The sequence below is a fragment of the Parafrankia sp. EAN1pec genome (assembly GCF_000018005.1).
GTDB classification, from domain to species: domain Bacteria; phylum Actinomycetota; class Actinomycetes; order Frankiales; family Frankiaceae; genus Parafrankia; species Parafrankia soli.
In genome coordinates this window covers 5,374,358-5,396,606 of sequence record NC_009921.1, presented here as the reverse complement: position 1 = coordinate 5,396,606, position 22,249 = coordinate 5,374,358, and the positions used below count along the sequence as shown (strand labels likewise).

General features: G+C 67.1%; 21 protein-coding genes and 2 pseudogenes. 14 read left to right on the top strand and 9 right to left on the bottom strand.

What is annotated here, in order from left to right; translation table 11 throughout:
• The first annotated feature begins 6 nt into the window (after positions 1–6).
• The 3 genes from FRANEAN1_RS22005 to FRANEAN1_RS21995 are packed head-to-tail and all read left to right on the top strand — an operon-like array spanning position 7 to position 3,004.
• Positions 7–852 (top strand): ABC transporter ATP-binding protein, encoded by an 846-nt coding sequence (locus FRANEAN1_RS22005; protein WP_157472750.1) that lies wholly within the window; start codon positions 7–9, stop codon positions 850–852.
• Positions 849–1,838 (top strand): ABC transporter permease, encoded by a 990-nt coding sequence (locus FRANEAN1_RS22000; RefSeq protein ID WP_020462022.1) that lies wholly within the window; start codon positions 849–851, stop codon positions 1,836–1,838. Before FRANEAN1_RS22005 ends, FRANEAN1_RS22000 begins: the two co-directional genes overlap by 4 nt.
• Positions 1,835–3,004, top strand: coding sequence for a CaiB/BaiF CoA-transferase family protein (locus FRANEAN1_RS21995; protein ID WP_020462021.1), 1,170 nt, complete (start codon positions 1,835–1,837; stop codon positions 3,002–3,004). The genes FRANEAN1_RS22000 and FRANEAN1_RS21995 overlap by 4 nt, the downstream gene beginning before the upstream one ends.
• Before the next feature lie 103 nt (positions 3,005–3,107).
• Here the strand turns inward: FRANEAN1_RS21995 and FRANEAN1_RS21990 are convergent, their stop codons facing one another.
• From FRANEAN1_RS21990 to FRANEAN1_RS21980, 3 genes are all read right to left on the bottom strand, one after another.
• Complete coding sequence (locus FRANEAN1_RS21990) at positions 3,108–3,842, bottom strand: 2,3-bisphosphoglycerate-dependent phosphoglycerate mutase (RefSeq protein WP_020462020.1); 735 nt, start codon at positions 3,840–3,842, stop codon at positions 3,108–3,110.
• A gap of 72 nt (positions 3,843–3,914) precedes the next feature.
• On the bottom strand, positions 3,915–4,292 hold the full coding sequence (locus FRANEAN1_RS21985; RefSeq protein WP_020462019.1) for a carboxymuconolactone decarboxylase family protein: 378 nt from the start codon (positions 4,290–4,292) through the stop codon (positions 3,915–3,917).
• Between the two features lie 52 nt (positions 4,293–4,344).
• Positions 4,345–5,280 carry an NAD(P)-dependent oxidoreductase gene (locus FRANEAN1_RS21980; RefSeq protein WP_347177246.1) on the bottom strand — a complete coding sequence of 312 codons (936 nt, stop codon included), beginning with the start codon at positions 5,278–5,280 and terminating at the stop codon, positions 4,345–4,347.
• A 483-nt stretch (positions 5,281–5,763) separates the two neighbouring features.
• Here FRANEAN1_RS21980 and FRANEAN1_RS21975 point away from each other — a divergent pair, with 483 nt between their 5' ends.
• Together FRANEAN1_RS21975 and FRANEAN1_RS21970 are read left to right on the top strand one after the other, a co-directional pair.
• The gene (locus tag FRANEAN1_RS21975; RefSeq protein ID WP_020462017.1) at positions 5,764–6,951 is read left to right on the top strand and encodes a CoA transferase; all 1,188 of its coding nucleotides are present in this window, start codon (positions 5,764–5,766) and stop codon (positions 6,949–6,951) included.
• 62 nt (positions 6,952–7,013) lie between these two features.
• Entirely contained in the window at positions 7,014–8,054 is a 1,041-nt protein-coding gene (locus FRANEAN1_RS21970; protein ID WP_020462016.1) for an MBL fold metallo-hydrolase, read from the top strand.
• Positions 8,055–8,067: 13 nt separating this feature from the next.
• Here FRANEAN1_RS21970 and FRANEAN1_RS43920 read toward each other — a convergent pair.
• A pseudogene (locus FRANEAN1_RS43920) lies at positions 8,068–8,304 on the bottom strand (MaoC family dehydratase); the annotation flags it as partial.
• Positions 8,305–8,728: 424 nt separating this feature from the next.
• Between FRANEAN1_RS43920 and FRANEAN1_RS21965 the strand changes: the two are divergent.
• The 8 genes and pseudogenes from FRANEAN1_RS21965 (at position 8,729) to FRANEAN1_RS21940 (ending at position 14,698) form a co-directional block, all read left to right on the top strand.
• Positions 8,729–10,141 (top strand): aldehyde dehydrogenase family protein, encoded by a 1,413-nt coding sequence (locus FRANEAN1_RS21965; protein WP_020462015.1) that lies wholly within the window; start codon positions 8,729–8,731, stop codon positions 10,139–10,141.
• 58 nt (positions 10,142–10,199) lie between these two features.
• Entirely contained in the window at positions 10,200–11,288 is a 1,089-nt protein-coding gene (locus tag FRANEAN1_RS21960) for a zinc-binding dehydrogenase (protein ID WP_020462014.1), read from the top strand.
• 196 nt (positions 11,289–11,484) lie between these two features.
• A pseudogene (locus FRANEAN1_RS43915) lies at positions 11,485–11,650 on the top strand (aldehyde dehydrogenase family protein); the annotation flags it as partial.
• Positions 11,651–11,693: 43 nt separating this feature from the next.
• A complete protein-coding gene (locus tag FRANEAN1_RS41415) occupies positions 11,694–11,861 on the top strand; it encodes a hypothetical protein (RefSeq protein WP_157472749.1) in 168 nt (55 codons plus the stop codon).
• Positions 11,861–13,243, top strand: a complete 1,383-nt coding sequence (locus FRANEAN1_RS21955) for an MmgE/PrpD family protein (protein ID WP_020462013.1) — start codon at positions 11,861–11,863, stop codon at positions 13,241–13,243. Before FRANEAN1_RS41415 ends, FRANEAN1_RS21955 begins: the two co-directional genes overlap by 1 nt.
• Positions 13,244–13,416: 173 nt before the next feature.
• Positions 13,417–13,596: a carboxymuconolactone decarboxylase family protein gene (locus tag FRANEAN1_RS43910; protein ID WP_020462012.1), complete on the top strand. Its 180-nt coding sequence runs from the start codon at positions 13,417–13,419 to the stop codon at positions 13,594–13,596.
• A gap of 44 nt (positions 13,597–13,640) precedes the next feature.
• A complete protein-coding gene (locus FRANEAN1_RS21945; RefSeq protein ID WP_020462011.1) occupies positions 13,641–13,952 on the top strand; it encodes an NAD(P)-binding domain-containing protein in 312 nt (103 codons plus the stop codon).
• An 8-nt stretch (positions 13,953–13,960) separates the two neighbouring features.
• A complete protein-coding gene (locus tag FRANEAN1_RS21940) occupies positions 13,961–14,698 on the top strand; it encodes an alpha/beta fold hydrolase (RefSeq protein WP_020462010.1) in 738 nt (245 codons plus the stop codon).
• A 328-nt stretch (positions 14,699–15,026) separates the two neighbouring features.
• Here the strand turns inward: FRANEAN1_RS21940 and FRANEAN1_RS43905 are convergent, their stop codons facing one another.
• On the bottom strand, positions 15,027–15,197 hold the full coding sequence (locus FRANEAN1_RS43905) for an ISL3 family transposase (RefSeq protein ID WP_020462009.1): 171 nt from the start codon (positions 15,195–15,197) through the stop codon (positions 15,027–15,029).
• Positions 15,198–15,970: 773 nt separating this feature from the next.
• Here FRANEAN1_RS43905 and FRANEAN1_RS21930 point away from each other — a divergent pair.
• Complete coding sequence (locus FRANEAN1_RS21930) at positions 15,971–17,665, top strand: sensor domain-containing diguanylate cyclase (RefSeq protein WP_041254585.1); 1,695 nt, start codon at positions 15,971–15,973, stop codon at positions 17,663–17,665.
• 72 nt (positions 17,666–17,737) lie between these two features.
• On the opposite strand, the gene FRANEAN1_RS21925 is transcribed toward FRANEAN1_RS21930, so the two are convergent.
• The 4 genes from FRANEAN1_RS21925 to FRANEAN1_RS42465 form a co-directional block, all read right to left on the bottom strand.
• Positions 17,738–18,112: a transposase gene (locus FRANEAN1_RS21925; RefSeq protein WP_020462007.1), complete on the bottom strand. Its 375-nt coding sequence runs from the start codon at positions 18,110–18,112 to the stop codon at positions 17,738–17,740.
• A 395-nt stretch (positions 18,113–18,507) separates the two neighbouring features.
• Positions 18,508–19,734 carry a bifunctional glutamate N-acetyltransferase/amino-acid acetyltransferase ArgJ gene (argJ, locus tag FRANEAN1_RS21920; RefSeq protein ID WP_020462006.1) on the bottom strand — a complete coding sequence of 409 codons (1,227 nt, stop codon included), beginning with the start codon at positions 19,732–19,734 and terminating at the stop codon, positions 18,508–18,510.
• Between the two features lie 470 nt (positions 19,735–20,204).
• Positions 20,205–21,257 (bottom strand): LLM class flavin-dependent oxidoreductase, encoded by a 1,053-nt coding sequence (locus FRANEAN1_RS21915; protein ID WP_020462005.1) that lies wholly within the window; start codon positions 21,255–21,257, stop codon positions 20,205–20,207.
• A gap of 44 nt (positions 21,258–21,301) precedes the next feature.
• Positions 21,302–21,952, bottom strand: a complete 651-nt coding sequence (locus tag FRANEAN1_RS42465) for a TetR/AcrR family transcriptional regulator (RefSeq protein ID WP_020462004.1) — start codon at positions 21,950–21,952, stop codon at positions 21,302–21,304.
• Positions 21,953–22,249 lie beyond the last annotated feature (297 nt).

Sequence of the window (22,249 nt, the reverse complement as noted above, 5' to 3'; positions counted from 1 at the left end):
GAGGCGATGATGTCGAAGAATCCGCTGACCGGGAGCGCAGGGCCCGGGAAGACCGCTACCTCGACGGAGAAGGCCCCGGAGTTCTCCTTCCAGAAGGTCAGCCGAAAGTTCCGCTCCGGTGACGGGGAGTTCACCGCGCTCGAGTCGGTCGATCTCGATATCGAGAGCGGCTCGTTCGTCTGCTTCATCGGTCCGAGCGGATGTGGCAAGACCACGCTGCTGAACATGTCGGCCGGGCTGCTGGCACCGAGCGAGGGTGCCGTTTACTTCCGCGGCAACCGGCTGAACGGGGTCAACACCGGGGTCGGGTTCATCACCCAGCACGACAATCTTCTGCCGTGGCGCACCCTGGAGAAGAACGTCGGAATCGCACTTGAGATCGAGCGGGTGCCCCGCAAGGAGCGCCGCCAGCGGGTCGCCGAGGTGATCGAGCTGGTGGGGCTCAAGGGCTTCGCGCAGCGGTACCCCTCGCAGCTGTCGGGCGGCATGCAGAAGCGTGCCTCGCTCGCGCGGGGCCTGGTGTACAACCCCTCGACGCTGCTCATGGACGAGCCGTTCGGGGCGCTCGACGCGCAGCTGCGGTTCACGATGCAGAAGGAGCTGCTGCGGATCTGGGAGCGGGACCGCAAGACCATCATCTTCGTGACGCACGATCTGGATGAGGCTCTTCTGCTGGCCGACAAGGTCGTCGTGTTCGGAACCCGCCCGGGCCGCGTCGTCCACGTGGAGGACGTGCCGCTGGAGCGGCCGCGTGACCTCGCCGACCTGCGGCTCAGCCCGGTCTACGGCGAGCTCTGGGAACGACTGTGGAAGTTGCTGGACCACTCTTCACCCGCCAAGGAGGCATCGTGAACCCGACGCCGGTGTCGACAACAGCCGGAGTGCAGGCCGCAGTGCCGGCCGGGCCGCAGGGCGTCGGCGTGCCGGGCGGCGGCGGCGCGCAGGGCGGTGTGCTGGGCGGCCCCGTGGCGGCCACCGTCACCGGCTCGGATGAGCAGTCGTCCACCACCGCGGCCCGCAAGCCGCGCCGCCCGATGGACATCAAGCGGCTGATCGTCCTCATCTCGCGGGTGGTACTCCCGGTCGGGGTGCTGGCACTCTGGGAGACCGCGAGCGGGGACCCCGCGACCGAGTCGGGCGTGCTCATCGACAGTTTCTACGTCAGCAAGCCGTCCGAGATCTGGTCGGCGCTGACCGGCTGGGTCGAGGAGGGTGTGCTGCTGGACAGCATCCAGGCGACCGTCATCGCGACGGTGTACGGGTTCGCCATCGGCGCGGTGCTCGGCGTTCTGGTGGGCATCGTGCTGGGCAGCAGCCCGATGCTCGGCGAGATCTTCCAGCCGTTCATCGTCGCGCTCAACGCGGTCCCGCGGCTGGCCCTGGTGCCGCTTTTCATCCTGTGGTTCGGATTCGGCCTGGGTTCCAAGGTGGCGCTGGTCAGCCTCATCGTCTTCTTTCTCGTCTTCTACAGCACCTACGAAGGTGTGCGTGACGTCGAACAGCGCCTTATCGACGTGCTGAAGGTGATGAACGCGTCGAGGCTCACCGTGCAGCTGAAAGTTCGGATCCCCTCGGCCGGGACCTGGATCATCCAGGGCCTGCGGGTCTCGGTGCCCTACGCGCTCGTCGCGGCGGTCACCGCCGAAATCATCGGCGCCAACACCGGCATCGGTTATCTGATCCAGCGGTCGGCGGGTAACTTCTACACCGCCGGCGTCTTCGCGGGCATCGCGGTTCTTGTGGTGGTCTCCACCATCATCAACGCGCTCGTGACGCTGCTGGAGAAGCGCCTGCTGCGGTGGAAGCCGCGCAACCTGACCAACGTCGGAGCACCATGAGCCTGCCGGTTGGCTCCGGCCCGCTCGCAGGGACGCGCGTCCTTGAGATCGCGGGCCGGGGCCCCGGCCCCTTCGCGGGCATGCTCCTGGCGGACATGGGAGCGGAGATCCTGCGCATCGACCGGCCGGATCCCCCCGCCCGTCCGCAGGCGCCCGACCACCGCCTGGAGCTGTACAACCGCGGACGACGCTCCGTGGTCGTCGATCTCAAGCACGGAGCCGGCCCCGAGGTGGTGCTGCGTCTGGTCGAACGGGCGGACGCGATCTACGAGGGGTACCGGCCCGGCGTCGCCGAACGTCTCGGGATCGGCCCGGACGCGTGCCTGCAGCGAAACCCACGGATCGTCTACGGGCGCGGCACGGGCTGGGGGCAGACCGGGCCCCTGGCGGACAAGGCCGGCCACGACATCAACTACATCGCGCTCGCCGGGGCGCTCGACCCCCTCGGCTACGCGGGCGGGCCGCCCGCCATCCCGCTCAACCTGATCGGTGACTACGCGGGCGGAGGCATGATGCTCGCCTTCGGCATCGTGTGCGCGCTGCTGGAGGCGCGCGGCTCGGGCCGGGGCCAGGTGGTCGACGCGGCGATGGTGGACGGGGCGTCGCTGCTCATGACCCTGTACCACGGACGTCGGATGATGGGCACGTGGAGCGACGAACGCGGCACGAACTACGTGGACTCCGGCGCGCCGTTCTACAACGTCTACGAGACGAGCGACCACCGGTACGTCGCGATCGGCGCGATCGAGCCGAAGTTCCAGCGGGTGCTGTTCGACGCCATCGGCGTGGACCTCGACGGCATCACCATGCCGGTGTCGACGATCGACCGTACCGACTGGGCCGAACTGCGGCGCCGGCTCGCGGCGGTCTTCGTGACCCGCACCCGCGACGAGTGGACCAAGCTGCTCGCCGACGTCGACGGCTGCTACTCGCCCGTGCTGTCCCTCGGGGAGGTGTCCGCACATCCCCATCACCAGGCGCGTGCCGGCTTCCCGGAACTCGACGGAATCCCCCATCCCGCGCCGGCGCCCCGGTTCGGGCGGACCCCGGCGGCCATCCGGACGGCCCCGCCCAGGCCCGGGGAGCACACCCGGGAAGCCCTGGCGGACTGGGGCTTCACCGACGACGAACTGCAGACGCTGCACCGGGACGGCGCAATCCGGTAGCGGCGGCGCGATCGCGGCGATGGCGACCCGGACCAACGGCGATCCGCTTCCCCACGGCGATCCGCCCGCGACGGTGCCCACCGGCAGTTGCCGGTGGGCACCGTCATTTCTGCGTCGCTCCCGACGCGCTCAGCAGGACACCGCCGGGCCGGACCGGCAGCCCGACGTCGGTGAGGTCGTAGCGCAGCAGGGCGCCCGTGGGCAGCCGCACCTCGCTCAGGTCGTCGTCGGCCGGGTCGCCGGCCTGGGCGCCGAGGTGGCGGATCAGGGCACGCAGGACGTTGCCGTGGGCCACGACCAGAACGGTCCGGCCGGCATCCAGATCGTTCGCGATCTCCGACTCGTAGTACGGGCGGAGCCGGTCGAGGACGTCCGCGATGGACTCCGTCCGGGGGACGTGCACGCCCAGCTCCCGATACCGTGCGTCGTCGTCCTGCCCGAAGACGCTGCCCGGGTCGATCGGCGGCGGCGTTCCGTGGAACGAGCGGCGCCAGAAACGAAGCAGGTCCGCGCCGTACTCGGCGCGGACCTGCATGCGGTTACGGCCCTGCAGTGCGCCGTAGTGGCGCTCGTTGAGCCGCCAGCTGCGCCGGACCGGGATCCAGTGCCGGTCGGCGGCGTCGAGTGCGAGGTCCGCGGTCGACACGGCCCGGCGCAGAAGGGAGGTGTGCACGACGTCGGGGAGGAGGCCGGTGTCGCGGAGCAGATCGCCGCACCGGCCGGCCTGAACCCGGCCGCGTGCGGACAGCGGCACGTCGACCCAGCCGGCGAAGCGGTCTGCGGCGTTCCAGGCGCTCTCCCCGTGCCGCAGCAGCAGCAGGGTGCGGGACCCGGTCATCCGGCGGGCTCCTCCAGGTGGGCGGCCCGGTGGCGGCGTGGCGCCGCGCCCCGGGTGACGGTCGAGACAGTCTCAGTCGAGGTGTCCGCCTTCGCGGAGGACCTCCTCCGCGATCCGGAAGGCCTCGCCCGCCGCGGGCAGCCCGCAGTAGACCGCCGTCTGCAGCAGGATCTCCTGGATCTCGGCGACCGTGGCGCCGTTGGTCATCGCGCCCTCGATGTGGTGGGCGAGCTGCGCGGGCCTGTTCAACGCGGTGAGCATCGCGACGTTGATGATGCTGCGCTGCTTGCGGTTGATGCCGTCGCGCGACCAGATCCGGCCGAAGCAGACCTCCTCGGAGTAATCCTGGATCACCTCGTTGAAGGAGTTGCGCTTCTTGTCCTTCGCCGCGACATAGTCGGCTCCCATGAGCTCGCTCAGGATGCGCCGGCCGTTTTCCTTGTCGGTCACGCTGTTTTCCTCCTGCGTCGGTGTCGGGTGTGCGTCGGTCCGGCTCGGTGTCTCAGCCGCGGTCGAGAACTTCCTGCACCTCGCTGGCCGAGAGCTTGATCTCGACGCCCGCTCGTTCGTTCTGCAGGAGCAGCGGTGTCTGTGAGTCGCGACCGCCCCAGCCCCGTTCGAGGGCTTCCGCGAAGTCCTCCTGCACGAGGCGGGCGGCGCGCATGGGGACGCCGAGCTCGTCGGCCAGCTCGATCGCCAGCCGAAGATCCTTGTTCGCCAACGCCAGGGCGAACGAGGGCGGCTCGAAAGCCCCCTGCAGGTAGCGGTCGCTGATGCGGTCGAAGGTGCGGGCCCGGCCGATCGCGCCCTGGCGCATCGCGTGCCAGAGGGCCGCCGGTTCGACGCCCGCCTTGACCCCCATCGTGAAGACCTCGGCGATCGCCGAGCGGATCATCATGCTGGCGCAGTTGTGGACCAGCTTCGCGGTGTTGCCCGCGCCGATCTCGCCGACCAGGATCACCTGGTCGCCGATGGCGTCGAGGACGGCGCGGTGGCGCTCGAAGGCCGCCTGATCGCCGCCGACGTAGATCGCGAGCTTGCCTGACCGGGCGCCTTTGGGGCCGCCGCTCACCGGCGCGTCGAACAGTTCGATGCTGTGCTTGCGGCAGGTCTCGTGCACCTCGCGGACCACGGTCGGCGAGTTGGTGGTGAGGTCGAACCAGACGGCGCCCGCCCGCAGACCGCTGCACAGCCCGTTCTCGCCGAGGCCCAGTTCCTGCATTTCCTGCGGGCCCGGTAGTGATGTGAGGACCACATCGACCTGGCGGGCGAGATCGATGACCGAGTCGGCCCAGGTTGCCCCGGCCGCCTCGTGTTCCGCGGCGCTCTCTCTGCGGAGGTCGTGCACAATCAGTTCATAGCCGGCCGCGCGCAGGTTGAGCGCCATTCCGGCGCCCATGGCGCCGAGCCCGATGAATCCCACCTTCATGTTGCAGATGTCCTTCCGTTTTCAGGGACGATGGCGCCCCTCCAGGGCACGACCGTCAGACGGCCGTCTCTGGCGGGACCGCCTCTGCAAAAGATCGTTCTCCGTGGATCCCCCGCTCGCGGGACCTGCCCGACCTCGATGTCCGCATCGCTCTGCGTGTCGGGTGCTGCATGCCTGGTACTGCGGTGCGTATATGCGAATGATCGATTGTATGTGCGAACAGCACGGTAGGGTCTCGTATGGGGGGCTGTCAACGTCCCCCGCGTCCCGCGGGGCGGGACGCGGGGGTGTGTCCCTCGATGTGCGACCGCGTCGGAGGCGTTGACAGTCATATGTGTCGCTCCTAGCATCGGGCTGTAAATGCGTACTCCTGTGCGTAAATGCGAACAGGCCGTGGTGTCGGTGCTCAGCGCGTCGAGCAGTTCACTGCGGCACATCCGGACCGGCGCGCGATCCGCGACGCTCGCGCCCGAGTGACCACGGAGGCCCTGGATGACCGCGCTCGAAGGCGTGAAGGTGATTTGTGTGGGGCAGTTCTACTTTGCCCCTTATTGCTCGATGCTGATGGCGCGCCTCGGCGCGGACGTCATCAAGGTCGAGGCGCCGGAGGGGGACCCGTACCGCCGGCTGCCCACCGTCGACCACGACGGCTTCCCGATCCAGTTCCGGTTCCTCAACTCCGGCAAGCGCGCCATCCGGCTGGACCTCAAACAACCTGCCGGGCAGGAGATACTCCGTAACCTCGTCCGGACCGCCGACGTGCTCGTCCAGAACCTGTCGCCGGGGGCGATGGACCGGCGCGGTCTCGGCTACAAGCAGCTCAGCGCGATCAACCCGGGCCTGATCATGGCGTCGGGCACAGGCTTCGGGTCGTTCGGGCCCTATGCCGGCGAGCCGGCGATGGATCTCACGATCCAGGCGCGCAGCGCGATCATGAGCACCACGGGGTTCGCCGACGGGGCGCCGGTCCGCACCGGCCCGTCGGTCGTCGACTTCGTCGCGGGCACGCACATGCTCGGGGGTGTGCTCGCCGCGCTGTTCCAACGCACCCGCACCGGCCGCGGTCAGCATGTCGAGGTGGCCCTGCAGGACGCCATCGTCCCGTCGCTGACGTCCAACATCGCCGGGCTGCTGAGCAGCGCGACCGAGAGCCACGAACGCACGGGCAACCGGCACGGCGGGCTGGCCGTCGCCCCGTACAACGCCTACCGCACCAACGACGGGTGGATCGCCGTACTGTGCCCGACCGACGCGCACTGGCGGCGGCTGTGTGAGCTGATGGGGGATCCCGCCACCGACGACCCGCGCTTCGCGGACATGAGCAGCCGGTGCGCCCACATAGACGACGTCGACGCGGTCGTCGAGAACTGGACGAGGGCCCGCCCCAAGGACCTGCTGGCGCGGATGCTGGTGGAGGCACGCATCCCCTCCGCTCCGGTCGTCACCCTGCCGGAGCTGCTCGAGGACCCGCACGTACGCGAGCGCGGCGTGCTTCGCACTGTCACCGACGAGCAGGGCTCGTTCATGACGCTCGGCAGTCCGCTGTTCCTGTCGGACTCGCCCATGGTGGAGCCGTGGCGGGCGCGCGAGGTCGGCGCCGACACCGACGAGGTCCTTACCGCGGAGCTGGGCATGTCCGTCGACGACATCGCCAAGCTGCGGGAGGCCGGGGTCATCTGAGGCGTTCCATGGGCCGGTGGGAGCGTCGCGACCACGGGAACCCTGCTGCGTGAGGAGGAGATGTGGGTGAGTCGCGTGCCGCCGCGGAAGCGCCGACCCGACGGATCGAGGGCTTCGCGGTGGCGGGCGGGGTGTGGGCGACGGCGGTCCCGTTCCCGAGTCCGCTCGCCTACTCGTACTCCTACGCGGTGCGGGCGGCCGAGGGGATCGTCGTGGTGGATCTCGGGTGGGACTCGGACGAGGCGTGGAGCGCCTTCCGATCCGGGCTGGCCCGGGCCGGTCACAGCCTCGACGAGGTGATCGGGGCTGTCGTCACCCACGCGCATCCGGATCATTACGGGCTCGCCCGCCGCATCCGGGAGCACACCACGGCCTGGATCGCCGCGCACCCTGCCGAACGGGCACAGATCCGCGTGGGCGCCGCGGAACGGCGGGCCCGTGTCGTGGAGATCGCCGACTGGCTGGGCGCGAGCGGGGTGCCTGCGACGCGGCTGGCGGGCCTCGAGTCGGAGCTCGCCGAGCTCGAGGCGGCGCTGCCCGGAATCGAGGCGGACGTCGAGCTCCTCGACGGCGCGGCGGTGCCGGGCACCGGGGGTGCCCTCGTCGCGATCCACACACCTGGGCACACCACCGGCCATCTGTGCTTCCACGACCGTGAACGAGGCCTGGTTTTCACCGGTGACCACGTTCTGCCCAAGGTGACCCCGAACGTGGCACTGCGTCCCGGGTCGGCCGCCGACCCGCTGCTGGCCTTCCTCGACTCGTTGCGGTACCTCCGGGACCTTCCCGACAACCTGCTGGCCCTGCCCGGGCACGAGTGGTCGTTCGACCGTCTCTACGACCGGCTCGGCGTGCTGGAGGTGCATCACCAGTCGCGGCTGCGCGAGATCGAGCAGGCGGTGCGCGAGGGGCGGGAGACCGTCTGGGATGTGTCCCGTGCGGTGCGGTGGGCGCGGCCGTTCGACTCGTTCACCCCGCGGTCGCTGCGCTCAGCGCTCGCCGAGACCTACGCCCACCTCGCCCGGCTGTCGGAGGACGGGCGCCTGGTCCGTAGGGCCGGGCGGCCCGAGCGGTGGACGGTCGCCAGAGGCCGGTGCGACTGATCGCTGCGCACGGCTCAGCGTGGACGGTGTCGCCATGGAAGACCGGAGCGACGTGGCGTAACGGCTGGACCTCGAGGTTCGCGACTGCTTTCCCCGAGGCGTCGGCGACGGACATTCCGAGGAGGAGGGAGTGATGATTCATGGTGAGCTGGCAGAACAAATGGTTGTCGTACTCGGTGACCGTCTTTCCTGGCCAGTGCCGGTAGACGGCGCCCAGGTCGAACTCCTCGTAGAAGCGCCCGAACCGCATCTGTGCTCCCAACGGCAGGAAGAGGAGCGGCTCGCCGCACGACCGCGGATCGGGTCTCGCTGTGCCGGGGCACATGACCCCGCACCGGACGGCCGCATCGTCTCCTCGGCTCCGGATCGGTGGCCGCGCGCCACCCGAGGACGTCCATCGTTCCTATATAGGAACTGATGTCCTTATGTGCGGACGCACGCTACGAGCGGGCCGACGCCATGTCAAGGCGGCCGTGGGGCGGCCATGGTGACCCAGGGGCCGAGCGGCTCGTGGCCGCCCTGTCAGTCTGGGCGGCTGCGGGCGGGCGGCTGGGCTGTGGAGGCTCGGCGGGAGCGGAACCGGCCCGTTGACACCCCTATGTGATCATCGTAGTGTGATTGCAATTACGAATTGTAGTTCGTAATAATGAACTTCGCGACAAAGGGGTGGCGGCGTGATCAATCAGGACCTCATCCTCATCGACGGTGAGTGGGTCCCGTCCTCCGGCACTGGCGTCATCAACGTCGAGAACCCGGTCACAGAGGAGATCATCGGCACGATTCCGGACGGCACGCCCGAGGACGTCGACCGGGCGGCGGCCGCTGCCGCCCGGGCCTTCGACGGCTGGTCCCGTTCGACGCTCGACGAGCGGGCCGAGGTACTGCGAAGCCTGGCCGACTTCGTGGAGGGCCGGGCCGAAGAGATCACCGAGGCGATCGTCCAGGAGATCGGCGAGCCGCTGAGCATCGCCACAGCTCACCAGACGCTGTCCACGGTCAAGCACCTTCGCGGCACGGCCGACGCGCTGGCGGAGGTCGACTGGAACGTGGCGGTCGGGGACACGCTCGTGCACCGGGCCCCGGTCGGGGTGGTCGGCGCGATCACGCCGTGGAACGTGCCGCTGTTGATGATCGCGATGAAGGTCGGCGCCGCCGTCGCGGCGGGCTGCACCGTCGTTCTCAAGGGCACCGAGATCGCCCCGCGCAGCTCCTTCTTCTTCGCCGAGGGCACGCTGAAGGCCGGCCTGCCCGCCGGCGTGGTCAACCTGGTCAGCGGCACCGGCCCGGTGGTGGGCGAGGCCATCGCCGGTCATCGCCTGGTCGACATGGTCTCGATCACCGGCTCGGTGCGCGCGGGCAGCCGCGTCATGGAGATCGCCTCCCGCACGGTCAAGCGGGTCGGACTCGAGCTCGGCGGCAAGTCCGCGAACGTCATCCTCGAGGACGCCGACGTCGCCAGGGCCGTCACCGCCGGCATCGCCGACGCCTTCCGTAACAGCGGGCAGGTGTGCGGCGGCCTCACCCGCGTGCTCGTGCCCCGCGCGCGGCTGGCCGAGGCCGAGAATGCCGCGCGTGCTGCCGCCGAGTCCTACGTGCTCGGCGATCCGTTCGCGGAGGGGACCAGCCTCGGGCCGGTGGTGACCCGGGCCCAGCGGGACCGCGTCCGCGAACTGATCCAGTCGGGCATCGACCAGGGCGCCACGCTGGTGACCGGCGGCCCCGAGCAGCCCGAGGGCCTGGCCACCGGCTACTACGTGAAGCCGACCATCTTCAGCGGCACACCGGACATGCGGATCGCCCGCGAGGAGATCTTCGGACCGGTGGTGACGATCCTCCCGTACGACACCGAGGAAGAGGCTGTCGCGATCGCCAACGACTCCGACTACGGTCTCGCCGGTGGTGTCTGGGCCGCCTCGCCCGCGCGCGCCCGCGAAGTCGCGCTCCGCCTGCGCACGGGCCGGATCCGCATCAACGGCTCCCCGGTCAACCCGCGTGCGCCGCACGGCGGTTTCAAGCTCTCGGGTATCGGCCGGGAGAACGGCCGTTTCGGTATCGAGGAGTTCCTGGAGTACCAGTCGATCGGGTGAGCGAGCGGGCAGGCGACCAGCCGGGAACGCGATGGCGGGGAAGAAGGGCGGAGAGGACATGTCGGTGCGTGCTCGGATAGCGGTGCTACCTCCCGGGACCCACATGCTCGAGTTTCGGGAGCTGACCATGCCGCCGCCCGGCCCGTTCGAGGTCGTGGTCGAACAGAGCGCGTTCGGGGTGTGCCACAGCCAGCTCGACCGGATCTTCAGCCCGTCCCGGACCGCCCCGATGCTGCTGGGCCACGAGTCGATCGGGACGGTTGTCGCCGTCGGTGCAGAGGTGACCTATGTGCGAGAGGGCGACCAGGTGTGCATCACCTGGATCCCCCGCAGCCCCCGGGAGGGCCGTCCACCCTCGCCGTCCCGACTGACGTTCCCCGACGGCGAGGTGGCCACGTCGCACAACTGCCACACCTGGGGGACCCACGCCCTGGTCGACGAGCAGTATGTCGTTCGGATGCCCGAGGGCACCGACCCCGACCTCGGGAGCATCATCGGCTGCGCGCTGATGACCGGCGCCGGCGCCGTGATGAACAGCATCGATCTCCGGGCCGGTCAGTCGGTCGCGGTCTGGGGCGCGGGTGGCGTGGGGCTGTGCGCCATCGCCGGCGCCGCGATTCTGGGCGCAGGACGGGTCATCGCCGTCGACGTGAGCGACGCGAAGCTCGCCCTGGCGGGGAAGTTCGGCGCCACCGACGGCGTCAACGCCCGCGAGACCGACCCGGTGGAGGCGATCCGTCAGCTGACCCGGCACAACGACGGAACCGCGGGTGCCGACTACTGCCTGGACTGCACCGGCATCGGAAACAACATTCCGGTGAGCCTCGCGGCCGTGCGTCCGGGTATCCGCGGCGCGGGAGTTCGCGGCGGTACCGATGTTCTCGTCGGCATTCCGCGCGAGCCGTTCAGCCTCGACAGTTTCGACCTGCTGAACGGTGAGAAGAGCCTGGCTGGCTCGGTCGGGGGCGGCTGCGATCCGGTCCGGGATTTCGCGACCTTCGTGGACTGGACGAACGACGGCCGCTTCGATCCCGCCCTGCTGGTGACGGACCGGTTCGGGCTCGACCAGATCAACGAGGCTGTGGACGCCCTCCACCACGGTCGGGTCCGAGGCCGTGCCGTGGTCACCGTGCGCGACCCGGCGTGACCGCGGCCGTCACGGCAGGTGCTGCCAGCCCACATGGGTCGTCACCGGCTACACCCCATGTTCTCGGCCCTGCTGCTGTTCGGCGGCACGCTGTCCGACCGTATCGGCGCCCGGACCCGCCGGAATTCCGGCCAGGCAAAGAAGAACGAGCTTAATGGCGCGATCTCGCTGCCCCTAAGGAAGATGGTGAGAGCACGCGCGAGCGGTTGCGGCCCCGGTCCGCACCGGCCGGATCCGAATCAGCGGAACGCCTATCAATATGAAGGCAACCCCACGGCGGCTTCAAGATCTCTGGCCTCGGCCGCGAGATGGGTCGCTACGGCATAGAGGAATACCTCGAGTACAAGTCCGCCATCGGCTGACGCCCAAATTTTGTCGGGTCACGAGCGAGGACAGAGGAGTTACATGATCACCCGCAGGGCTCGCGCAATGGCGTGTGCGACCGACCAGTTCGAGGCGGTCACCATCGGACGTCGCGACGTGGGGCAGAATGACGCGCTCATCGAGATCGACGTAAGCTGTCGCTTAGTGATCGACGCGAGCACACTCGCGATCCAGAGAGCGTGGATTTGATGAACGAGACGAGGCGCACGGGCCTGGTGAACCTCACGAGGATCGTCGCGGAGTACGCCGCCTCGACCTCGATCGACGCGTTACCTGCCGACGTCCGGGAACGTGGGCGTCTCATCGTTATGGATGAGCTGGCCTGCGCGGTCTTCGGACAGACCCGGACAGCGGGGAAGCTAGCCACCGGCTACGCGGCCTCTATGGGCGGAGCGGGGGCGTGCCGAATTCTCGGAACTGAGTACCGCACAACCGCGCCATACGCGGCTCTCGCGAATGGCACGGCCGGGCACGCCGACGAGGTCGACGGTGCTCACGTCGTCGGTGGGCATCCCGGGGCGACGATCGTCCACGCCGTGGCGGCGATTGCCGAGCAGCGGCGGGCGACGGGCGGCACTCTGCTCAACGCCGTCGTTCTCGGCTACGAGATCGGCAACCGGCTCATCCGCGCGTGCGGTGGGGTCTTCGGGGTGAAGTCGCGCCTTCACATGCATGCGGACTTTCTTCATGCGATCGGTGCGACCGTCGCGGCGTGCCGCATCCTCGGCCTCGGCCCGGAATCGTACGGCAACGCGATGGCCCTCGCGACATTCCAGGCCAACGGCCTGGTCGCGCTCTTCCAGGAGCAGCGCCACATCAGCAAGTCGTTCTGCAACGGCCAGTACGCCTTCGCCGGCGTTTCGGCCGCGCTGATGGCGAATGCCGGGCTGGAAGGATGCGAGGACGTGCTCGGCTCGGAGAACGGGCTGCTTGCGGCGTGGGGCCTTGGGGACGGCGCGAGTTCGCTGACCGACGGACTCGGCCACGACTACGCCGTGATGGGCGCGAACTTCAAGTTCGTCAACGCGGGCTACCCGATCCACGCGGCGGTCGAGGCAGCGATGACGGTGATCCACGATCATCGAATTCAGACGGCCGAGATCGACACGGTCGAGGTCGGTATGCCTACCAATGCGCTGCGCGTAGTCGACAATCGTGCCATGCACAACATCTGTCTTCAGGACATGCTTGGCGCGGCAATCGTACAGGGCGGGCTGAAGTTGCGGGAGAGCCCCTTTCCGCTCCTTCTGTCGGACTCCGGCTTCCAGTCGATGAGGCGACGCATCCAGCTTCGGTCTGACGCTGAACTGGACACCGAGCAGCCGAACGGCCGCGGGGCCCGTGTGACCTTTGTGATGCGCGATGGCTTGAGGCTTTCACATCGGGTCGATCAGCCCAAGGGTCACAGCGCGGGAGATCCCATTGGTTGGGACGACTTGCGCGACAAGTGGGTCGAAGCCCTGCCGACAGTCGACGTCGATCGCCTGGTTCGACTTTCCCAGGCTGTCGAGGAGCTGGACGACGTCGAGGAACTGCTCCGGATCTTCGACCCTCCTCGACGTACTGCATGAAGTATCCGAGGGCTACTTGCCCCGGCGCGCCAAACAGTGCAATGACTTCAATGCTGCACCCAGGACTACTCGGCTGAGGTCTGCTTCGGTCGGAGCTGGTCGCGGCCCGGTATCGACCGCAAGGTGCGGAGCGTCATCAACATCGTGCTGCTCGTCGTGCTGAGAAACTCGTCGTGCTGAGAAAGCCGAACCAGCTGCGCCACCACATTGAAGGTGCGCTCAACAACGGCTGCTCGGTCGACGAGATCCGGGGAATTCTGCTGCAGACCGCTGTCTACTGCGGGCTCCCCGCCACCGGTGAAGGCTTCAGCGTTGCTGAGGAGGTACTCCGCGAGCTCGCCCTCATCGGCTGACGCGGAGCACCCGGACTCGTACGAGGGATCGAGAGGGTAGAGAGATGGAGATCGGTTTTATCGGCCTCGGCGCGATGGGCCGCGGGATGGCCGCGAGCCTGCAGAACGCCGGCCACGACCTCGTGGTCAACGACCTGCGCAAGGAGTCCGCCGCCGACCGTCTCGGCCGGGGCGGGTCCTGGGCGGAGACGCCGCATGAGCTCGCCAGCAGGGTGGAGCTGATCTTAACCTCGTTGCCGACTTCCCAGGACGTCGAAGCAGTCGTGCGTGGGGATGACGGAGTCGCCGAGCTGGCGGAAGAGGACATCCCAGCTGTGCTGTCACAACACGTCGAGCTGCCTACAACGTTCGCTTAGGAGGACCCATGGCCAAGAAGCAGCCCACGGGCTTCGTCCTCGTTCACGGCGGCCGACACGGTGGCTGGGCGTGGCGCGACGTTGCCTCTCGACTCCGCGACCTCGGCTACCCCACGTATAGGCCGACCTTGACCGGCCTCGGTGAGCGAGCGCATCTTCTGCGCTCGGAGATTGGCCTTGAGACACACATCAACGACTTGGTCGGCGTCTTCGAGTACGAGGACCTGAGCGACGTCGTCTTGGTGGCCCACAGCTACGGCGGCATGCCTGTGGCAGGTGCGATGCAGCAGGTCTTCGACCGCGTACGCACCGTCGTCTGGGTGGACGCACATCTTCCGCGCGAGGGCGAGTCAGTCTTCGATCTCATCGGTGACGAGCGAGCCGCACAGATGAAGGCGATGGCCACCGAGGGTGGAGAGGGCTGGTACGTGCCGACATCCGACGCCAGTTGGTGGGGTCTGAGCGATCCCGACCAGATCGCATGGGTCAACTCTAAGACGACTCCGCAGCCGATCAAGACCTACCTCGACAAGATCGGCCCCACAGGCCGGGCCTGGTCGCACCCAGGTACGACGATCGAGTGCAATCCGAGTCGGCTTCCCGCAGTGGAGGTGGCACGTCAACGCGCACGTGCCGAGTCCGACCCGCACTTCCATCGTCGGGTTATCGCCGCATGCCACGAGCCGATGCTAACGCACCCTGATGAGCTCACAGAGCTACTGGTCGAAGCGATCGAGAACCGATAGCGAGCCGAGGGTCAGCAGCATCCGATCCGCTTGATTTCTACGCCCTCAGGTACGCAATGAGACGGGGTCCTTTCTTCGGGCAACTATCCCTATGATGAATATCCGCTCCGTGAACGGAGGAGATCGGCGAGTCGGTCACGTAGGCGGTTCACGCCCAAGTACAAGGACAATGCTGCGAAACTCGTCATCGGCTCGGGTAGGCCGATAGAATTCCCAGGTGGGGTATCTCGTCTACCCCACCACGCGAAGACATACCTTGCTGGACCGGGCGCTCTACCTGCCGAAGTCCCCGTCCCCGTCGCACATTCGGTGGTGACGGATTGCGACGTCAACCGAGCAGGATCCGGTGTCGGAGGAGCGTGAAGCCCGCTCGTCCGTACATCTGCCTTTTGATCAGATTGGTCTTGGTGTTGACGCCTTCGGTGCCGCCGTTATGGTGGGCGCAGGTCAGCGCAGCTGCTCCCTCGTTGAGATCGAGGTCCTTCGTGATTGCTGGCATCGGCCGGCCCGAGTGGACGATAATTCACTTCCTCGTCCTGCACTCGAGCGTGACCAGTCTCCGTAACCGACTCGCCATTCACGCGGCAATTTTCCCTCATAGGGATCACTGTCCGACGGGAAGAGTTCGACCTCGCGGGCAGAAGAGTCACGAAGGAATACGCCTTCATCATCACCATCCTGCACAGCCGCCGCGCGTCCGCGGAAACGATCCACACCCACGTCCGCCAACATTGGGGAATCGAGAACCGGGTGCACTACGTGCGCGACACCACCTGGCGCGAGGACACCAACCAGACCTACTCAGGAAACGGGTCACACACTCTCGCTGTTCTACGAAATCTCGCGCTCAGCCTCTTTCGGCTCCACGGCATTACAAAGTCAAGGAGACAACCGAGTTCATCGCCCGCGCCCGCAACCGGGCCCTTACATTCCTCGCAACTTAACGTAGCGAATCGCTACGCCGAGCGACCTTGGTGAGGCCCTGGTTCGAAGGGTGGGCCCACCTCAAGTATCTACCATGTCGGTTATCTGTACCGAAAAACGGGCAGATAGTCGCCAGCGATAATATGGTATACCTGACAGTGTGTCGATAAAGTGACTGTGATGGAACGTAACAGCTGTGCTACGTAACGGAGCGTCGAGTTCAAGATTGATACTGTTTCAAGGTCTAAATTGAGGGTAGATTGGGAGTAGATTGAGGGTAGATAGGTGTTTAGGGGATAGCCGCGACAGAGTGGGGGTGGCGCGACGGCGTGGGTTTGGGATGATGAGCTGTTCGATCGCCTTGAGATCGGACTGAGTCTTACCTGCCTTCGAAATCGGCAGATCTGGCGAGTCAATGCGGCCATGTGCGACATTCTAGGCCGGTCGAGATTCGATCTTATCGGCGGTACCTGGGACGCTCTGGAGCCTCCCCCTGACGGTAACGGCTGGGAGGATGTGTCGCAGCTGCTGAACGGCGAACGGATTGTGTTGCGGCATCTGACCCGGTTCGCCCGCCTCGATGGCAGCGTGATTCATATCGTGATAACGACCCGAGTTGAGAAGTACGCAGACGAGCCCTGCTGTCTCGGCCAGATACTAGACGTGACCGACGCTGCCGTTACTCGCGACCAATTGCAGCTGATATTGGAAAACAGTCCTGTTTCCATGGGGCTTACAGATCTATCCGGCCGGATCTTAGTATCAGGTGGCGGCTCCGTTCCTGCCCTGGCCGAGGACCTGGAGGCTGCTGGGCGGACGTCCATCTTCGAGGTTTTCAAGCACACCCCGGATACGCTGACAATGATGCGACGAGCGATGGACGGCGAGCCGTCCATCGGAATGATCCAGGCCTACGGACACTCCTACGACCTCCACATTAGGCCGATCCGTAATCCGGCCGGGCAGGTCAGCCACGTTGCTTCGATCGCCACAGACGTGACGGAGCGCGAACGAGCACATGATGAGCAGAGCACCGTCACCGAACTGGCTCATCAGGCGTTGCAGATCGTGGAGCCGGAACGGTTGTGGAACCACGCCGCCGCCGTCCTAGCCAGCCGGCTGGACGCGGCCGTCACCGTGCATATGACCGAACCAGGACACGGACCTGACCTGATCGCCGCGGTTGGAGTGCTGCCACCGGCTCCCGTCACCGCTGCGGCTGTCCGGGACGCCCTCCTAATCGGGCCGCCGGACCAGGGCAACGTAACAGGCGCGCGGAACCTCCGCCGGACGGGGCGCTGGTTAACTGTGTCCCTGCCGCTCGGCCGACCCAACGCGCCCGCCGCCATCCTCACCATCCACCGGACGGACCGGGAGCTTCACGAAGACGACAGCCAGGAAACGGCAGCCGAGCCGTTCACACCTGGCGAGGTGGAATTCGTCGATGCGGTCGCCAGTGTGCTTGGTGCCGCAGCGGTCCGGTTCGCGATGGAACGCGAAGCCAACTACCGTGCGTTGCACGACAGCCTGACCGACCTCCCCAACCGCGTCGCCCTGCTCGACCGGCTCAAGTGCAACCTCGAACAAAGCCGGAGCGACGGTCTCCGTACCGGCGTCATATTCATCGATTTGGACGGTTTTAAGATTGTAAATGACAGCCTCGGTCATCTTGTCGGCGACGACGTCCTGCGTGAGGTAGCCGACCGCCTGCGCGCCTCGGCCCGGCCGAATGACGTCGTGGCCCGGCTTGCCGGCGACGAGTTCGCGATCCTCTGCGAACAGGTCTCCACGATCATGGAACTCGAGCGAGCGGCGCACGGTGTCATCACCGCACTTGCCAAGCCGATCGCGCTACCGGAAGCCGACGTTACAATTACCGCCAGTGCCGGAGTGGCAATCTCGGGTACCGGCCTCGCCAATGCCGATCGGCTCCTCAACGCCTCCGACGTCGCGATGTACGTTGCGAAACGAGCCGGACCCGGCCACTGCGTCGCTTACCAGCCGGCCATGCGCCTCGACCAGGCGACGTCACCGGCCCGGTAGGTCAACGGCGCTAACCGTCGGCGGCACGCTACTTGGGAGTGTCCGGCTGCCGGCGAGGGCGTGCAGGCGAGACTAACACAGAGGGCGCGCCCCGGCCCGTGCCAGGAACGCCGCGTCACTGGGATCGGTCTTGCGGCCCCGGATCTTCTTGAGGTGAGCGGGGTAGACCAGCATCAGGTTCAAGTCCGGCTGCGGCGCGTAGTAGATCGCCCGCCAGTAGTCGGACGTCGCCTCTAGGACCACGACCTCCACCCGGCGTTCCAGCAGCCAGGCCCGCAACCGCCGCATCTCGGCGGTGGTGGTACCGAACCGCTCGGTCTCCCAAAGCCAGCTACCGGCCTGCCGAGGACTCGGCGTGCGGGCGCAGGCAACCAGGAACCGCTTGCCCAGATCCACGCCCGCGGACCGCAGATGAATGACCTCGCCTTTCACGTTCTGCCGGGTCACAGCATTCTCTCTCCCACCAGACCCCGGCGGGTGCCCCGGAGAGGCCAGAGGAAGAGGCGGAATCTGACACGCGTGCTCCGAGTGGCAGGCCGCCGCCCTGGCGCAACCCGTGATCCCCTAATCGGCCCCCATCGCCATCCTGTGGAACGAGATCGCCGGCATCGCAGTCCCATCGGCTAACCGGGAAACCCGAGATCAATTTTCTCGTACCCGTGATGATCAGCGCGGCGATCCGCCCATTGTTTCGCGACGGCGACGCGGACGGTGGCGTCATCCTCGTCAGCTATGCGGACGGTTCATCCTGTGACGCATCAGCCCTATCTGTGAACGGTCGGGGCACCTTCGGATCGTCGAGATCGCGGTGTCAATGGAGGGTAGCCGAACCCTGGGAAATATTAAGTCATGTAGTGCGCATTGATGTCGATGTATTCCTTCGTGAGATCGCAGGTCCACATGGTGCTATTTTCGTGGCCCATCCCGACGTCGACGGTGATGTCGATGGAGTCTGATTTCATGTAGGCGGCTAGTGTAGTCTGGTCCAGACCGTCGTTCTGACCTCCGTTGATCATGACCTTGTTTTTGCCGAGCCACACGGTGAGACGCTCCTGCTGGACGGGGCGGCGGGATTTCCCGATCGCCATCGCGATACGTCCCCAGTTCGGATGGCCACCGCCGATCGCGGTCTTCACCAGTGGGGACTCCGCGATGGACTTCGCCATTGCGTGGGCGTCGTCGTCGGTCCGCGCGCCCCGCACGGTCACCGTGATGAGTTTCGAGATCCCTTCGCCGTCGCCTACGACCTGCATGGCCAGGTCATGGGCGACCTCGGCGAAGGCATCGCGGAGCTGGACGACGGCCGCATCGCGGTCACCGTCGGCTGCGAGGTCGGTGTTGTTGGTCGCGAAGGCAAGCATCGTATCGCTCGTCGACTCATCCCCATCGACCGTGATGCGCCGGAAACTGCCCGAGTTCGCGTAGATCAGCAGGCGGTGAAGCTCGGCGGGATCCACTGTCGCGTTGGTGAACATGAAGCAGAGCATTGTGGCCATATCGGGTGCGATCATCCCGGATCCCTTAGCGATGCCACTGACGACGATAGGCTGGTCGCCTATCATGAAGCTGCGAGAACTGGCCTTGGGAAAGGTGTCGGTCGTGCGGATAGCCTCCGCGGCCTGACGCCAGTCGACGGCGTCTTGGGCGTCCACAAGAGAGGGCAGTGGCTCGAGGAGCTGCTCATCGCTGATGCGCTGCCCGATGATACCCGTGCCAGCGGTAACAATTTCCCCGGCTGGGCAGTCCAGGCTCACGGCGACGCTTTCACAGATGCGTTCCACGAGCAGCCTGCCCTGGGCGCCGGTGAGGGCGTTCGCGTTGCCCGCGTGCACCACCAGCGCCCGTGCGCGCCCCTCACGCATGCTGCGCTGGCAGCGCTGCACGGCGGGAGATGTGACGGTGGACTGCGTGAACACGCCGGCGACCACCGTTCCCGGCCGTACTGCCATCAGGAGTAGGTCCGGGCCATCGCCGGACTTCAGGCCGCACGATGCCGTGGCACTGGTGACGCCAGCGACGGGGCTGATATCCGGAAACGCATCCGGGGCGAACCGTGAGATCTCCAACATCGCGGGTTTCCCTTTCTGTCTGCCAGGGCACTGCGCGTCTGCCCTGGTAGGCGAACATGGCGGCCTCAAGACACGCACGGCTGTCCCGGAAGCGAGGCCGCGGGGTGCGACAGGGGACCGACCAGGTCTGATCACCAAACACGGCCGTGTCCCGGCATGCCATCGGCACGCCGCGCCTTCCCCAGGCACACCAGCGCGCCAGCTCCGTCTCCACCACTGCGATCCGGGCGCGCCGCGACCGGTATCGATCAAGGGCTGCCTCTTCCGCGCCTAGATTGCCTGCTCGCTGGTCCCGATGCCGGCGGCGAGCTACACGAGGCGCCTGCCGACGTCGATCAGGCCGAACACACTGCGACGGAACTCGGGCAGATACCTCCAGAACGCGCTGTCCTCCGGCCACTGGCGCATAGGCGATCATTCAGCAGGCCGGCTCCACGGACAGAGCCTCCGTACACCCCGGAGGATTCAGATCACGCCGCTCCGGCCGTGGCGACGTCGGCGGTGTTCATGATCCCGAGTGCGTCGGCGACGAGGGCGTGGGAGTACCGGCGGGCTTCCTGATCCGGGCTGATGCTTTGGAGCATGACTTCGGTGGCACCGGATTGTTCGATCATCTGGCCAAGCTGGTCCCGGATGGTCGCGGGGCTGCCGGCGAGTTGGCGCGGCCAGCGCCCGTCGACGATGCGGGAAGGCTCGTCTTTCTGCGCCGGGGTGAGGACACGGGATGCCTCGTCGATCGAGGGGACGACGATGCGGCCGGGGTCGGTATGGCCGAGGCTGGCGTAGACGGCGCGTGTGGGCCAGGTCATCCGATGTGCTTCCTCGTCGGTGTCGGCGGCGAAGACGCTCACTCCGAGCATGGCCTGCGGGGCTTCTTGTCCGTAGGCGGTGGGGGTGAACGCCCGCCGGTAGGCCCGGAGGGCACGGACGGCGCCGCCGGGGTTGATGAATCCCGCGAAGGAATACCCGATGCCGAGGGCGGCGGCAAGGCCCGCGCTGCTGCCGGAGGAGCCGAGGAGCCAGGGGTCGGGGCGGGCAGTGACGGTGGGCATCAAGGTGATTTGGCTGAACGGGTGGTCGGCGGGGAAGTCGCGGTGCAGGAACGCGAGGACTTCCTGTACCTGCTGGTCGAAGTCGTCGGCATGGCCGGCCCTGCGGTCGCGTTTGAGGGCGATGTCCACGAGTGGCCCAGTGGTCGCCCGGCCGAGACCAAGATCGAACCGGCCAGGTGCGACGGTTTCGAGTTGGTAGAACAGTTCCGCGACTTTCAGCGGGCTGTAGTGGTTGAGGAGGATCGCGCCGGAACCGATCCTGATACGGCGGGTCTCCCGGGCGATCATGCCCATGAGTACTTCCGGGGAGTGTGAGGCCACGGAGCCCACCCCGTGGTGCTCGGCGAACCACATCCGGTGGAAGCCGTGCTCTTCGGCGTGTTTGGTCGTGGTCACGGCTTCCTCGACGGCCTCGAACGCGGTGCGGTCGCGGGGAACGGTGGCCTGCTCGACGATGGAGAGCTTCAGCACACGCTTTCCTTTTCTGCGAATTCAGGCAATCTGATAACAGCCCGTTATATGTGCGAATTTGAATGATCTTGATATTGGGTTCGAGTCGGCGTGAGGACGCCATGTGCGGGGCGGAGCCCGTCGAGTCCGATCTGCCGTTGCCGAGCCCAGGGAGTTGCGGTCGGTCGAGGAGGGGAGGCCTGCCCCGCCGGAGTGGTCGTAATCACGGGGATGGTGCTGTGATCAGCGAGTGAGGCCAGGCAGATGACGAACTGGATGATGTCCTCCCCGACCACGCCTTCGCGGAGCAAACCCGCACGATGGCAGCGGGCGACCAGGTGCTCGGCGACGGCGGCGAGACGGCGGGCGCATTCGTCGAGCTGACGTTCCGAGAACGGACGCGCCAGCCTCTCCGTCAGGGCCACATGCACGGCCTGGCGGCACACCGCGTCGTCGATGAAGCCAGTCAACGCCTCCCATGGATCCGGGTGATTCATCCACCCGGTCAGGGCGGTGTTCTGCCAGGTGGTGAAGAGGTCCTGCATCACCGTCTCCAGCAGCTCGTCCTTGGTGGGGAAGTGCCGGTACAGGGTGCCGAGGGCGACCTCGGCCCGGGAGGCGATCTCCCGTACGTCCGCGCCCTGACCGCGGGCGGTGAACTCCGCCGTGGCCGCCTCGATGATCGCCGCCCGGTTCCGCACCGAATCCGACCGCACTCGACGGTTCCCTCTCGGGGCTGCTGGCGTGGCCATGGCCCGACCGTACGCCATCGCCAGACTAAAGTGAACACACGTCCCGGTTCGGGAGAGTGCCACCACACCTGCCACGCTCTGCAACGCAGGAGTCCCTCGTCCAGCAGTGAGTCCTTGCTAACCTGGGCGACCGCGGGCGGGATCGGCGAGAGTGCTGAGGCCGGGAAGAGGCAAAGCTCCTGGCAGACGGGTGGTCGATCGACAACCGGGCTGATGTCCCCGTGCCTGTGGCGCGGTCCGCGTGGACGCTCGAACGTGCCG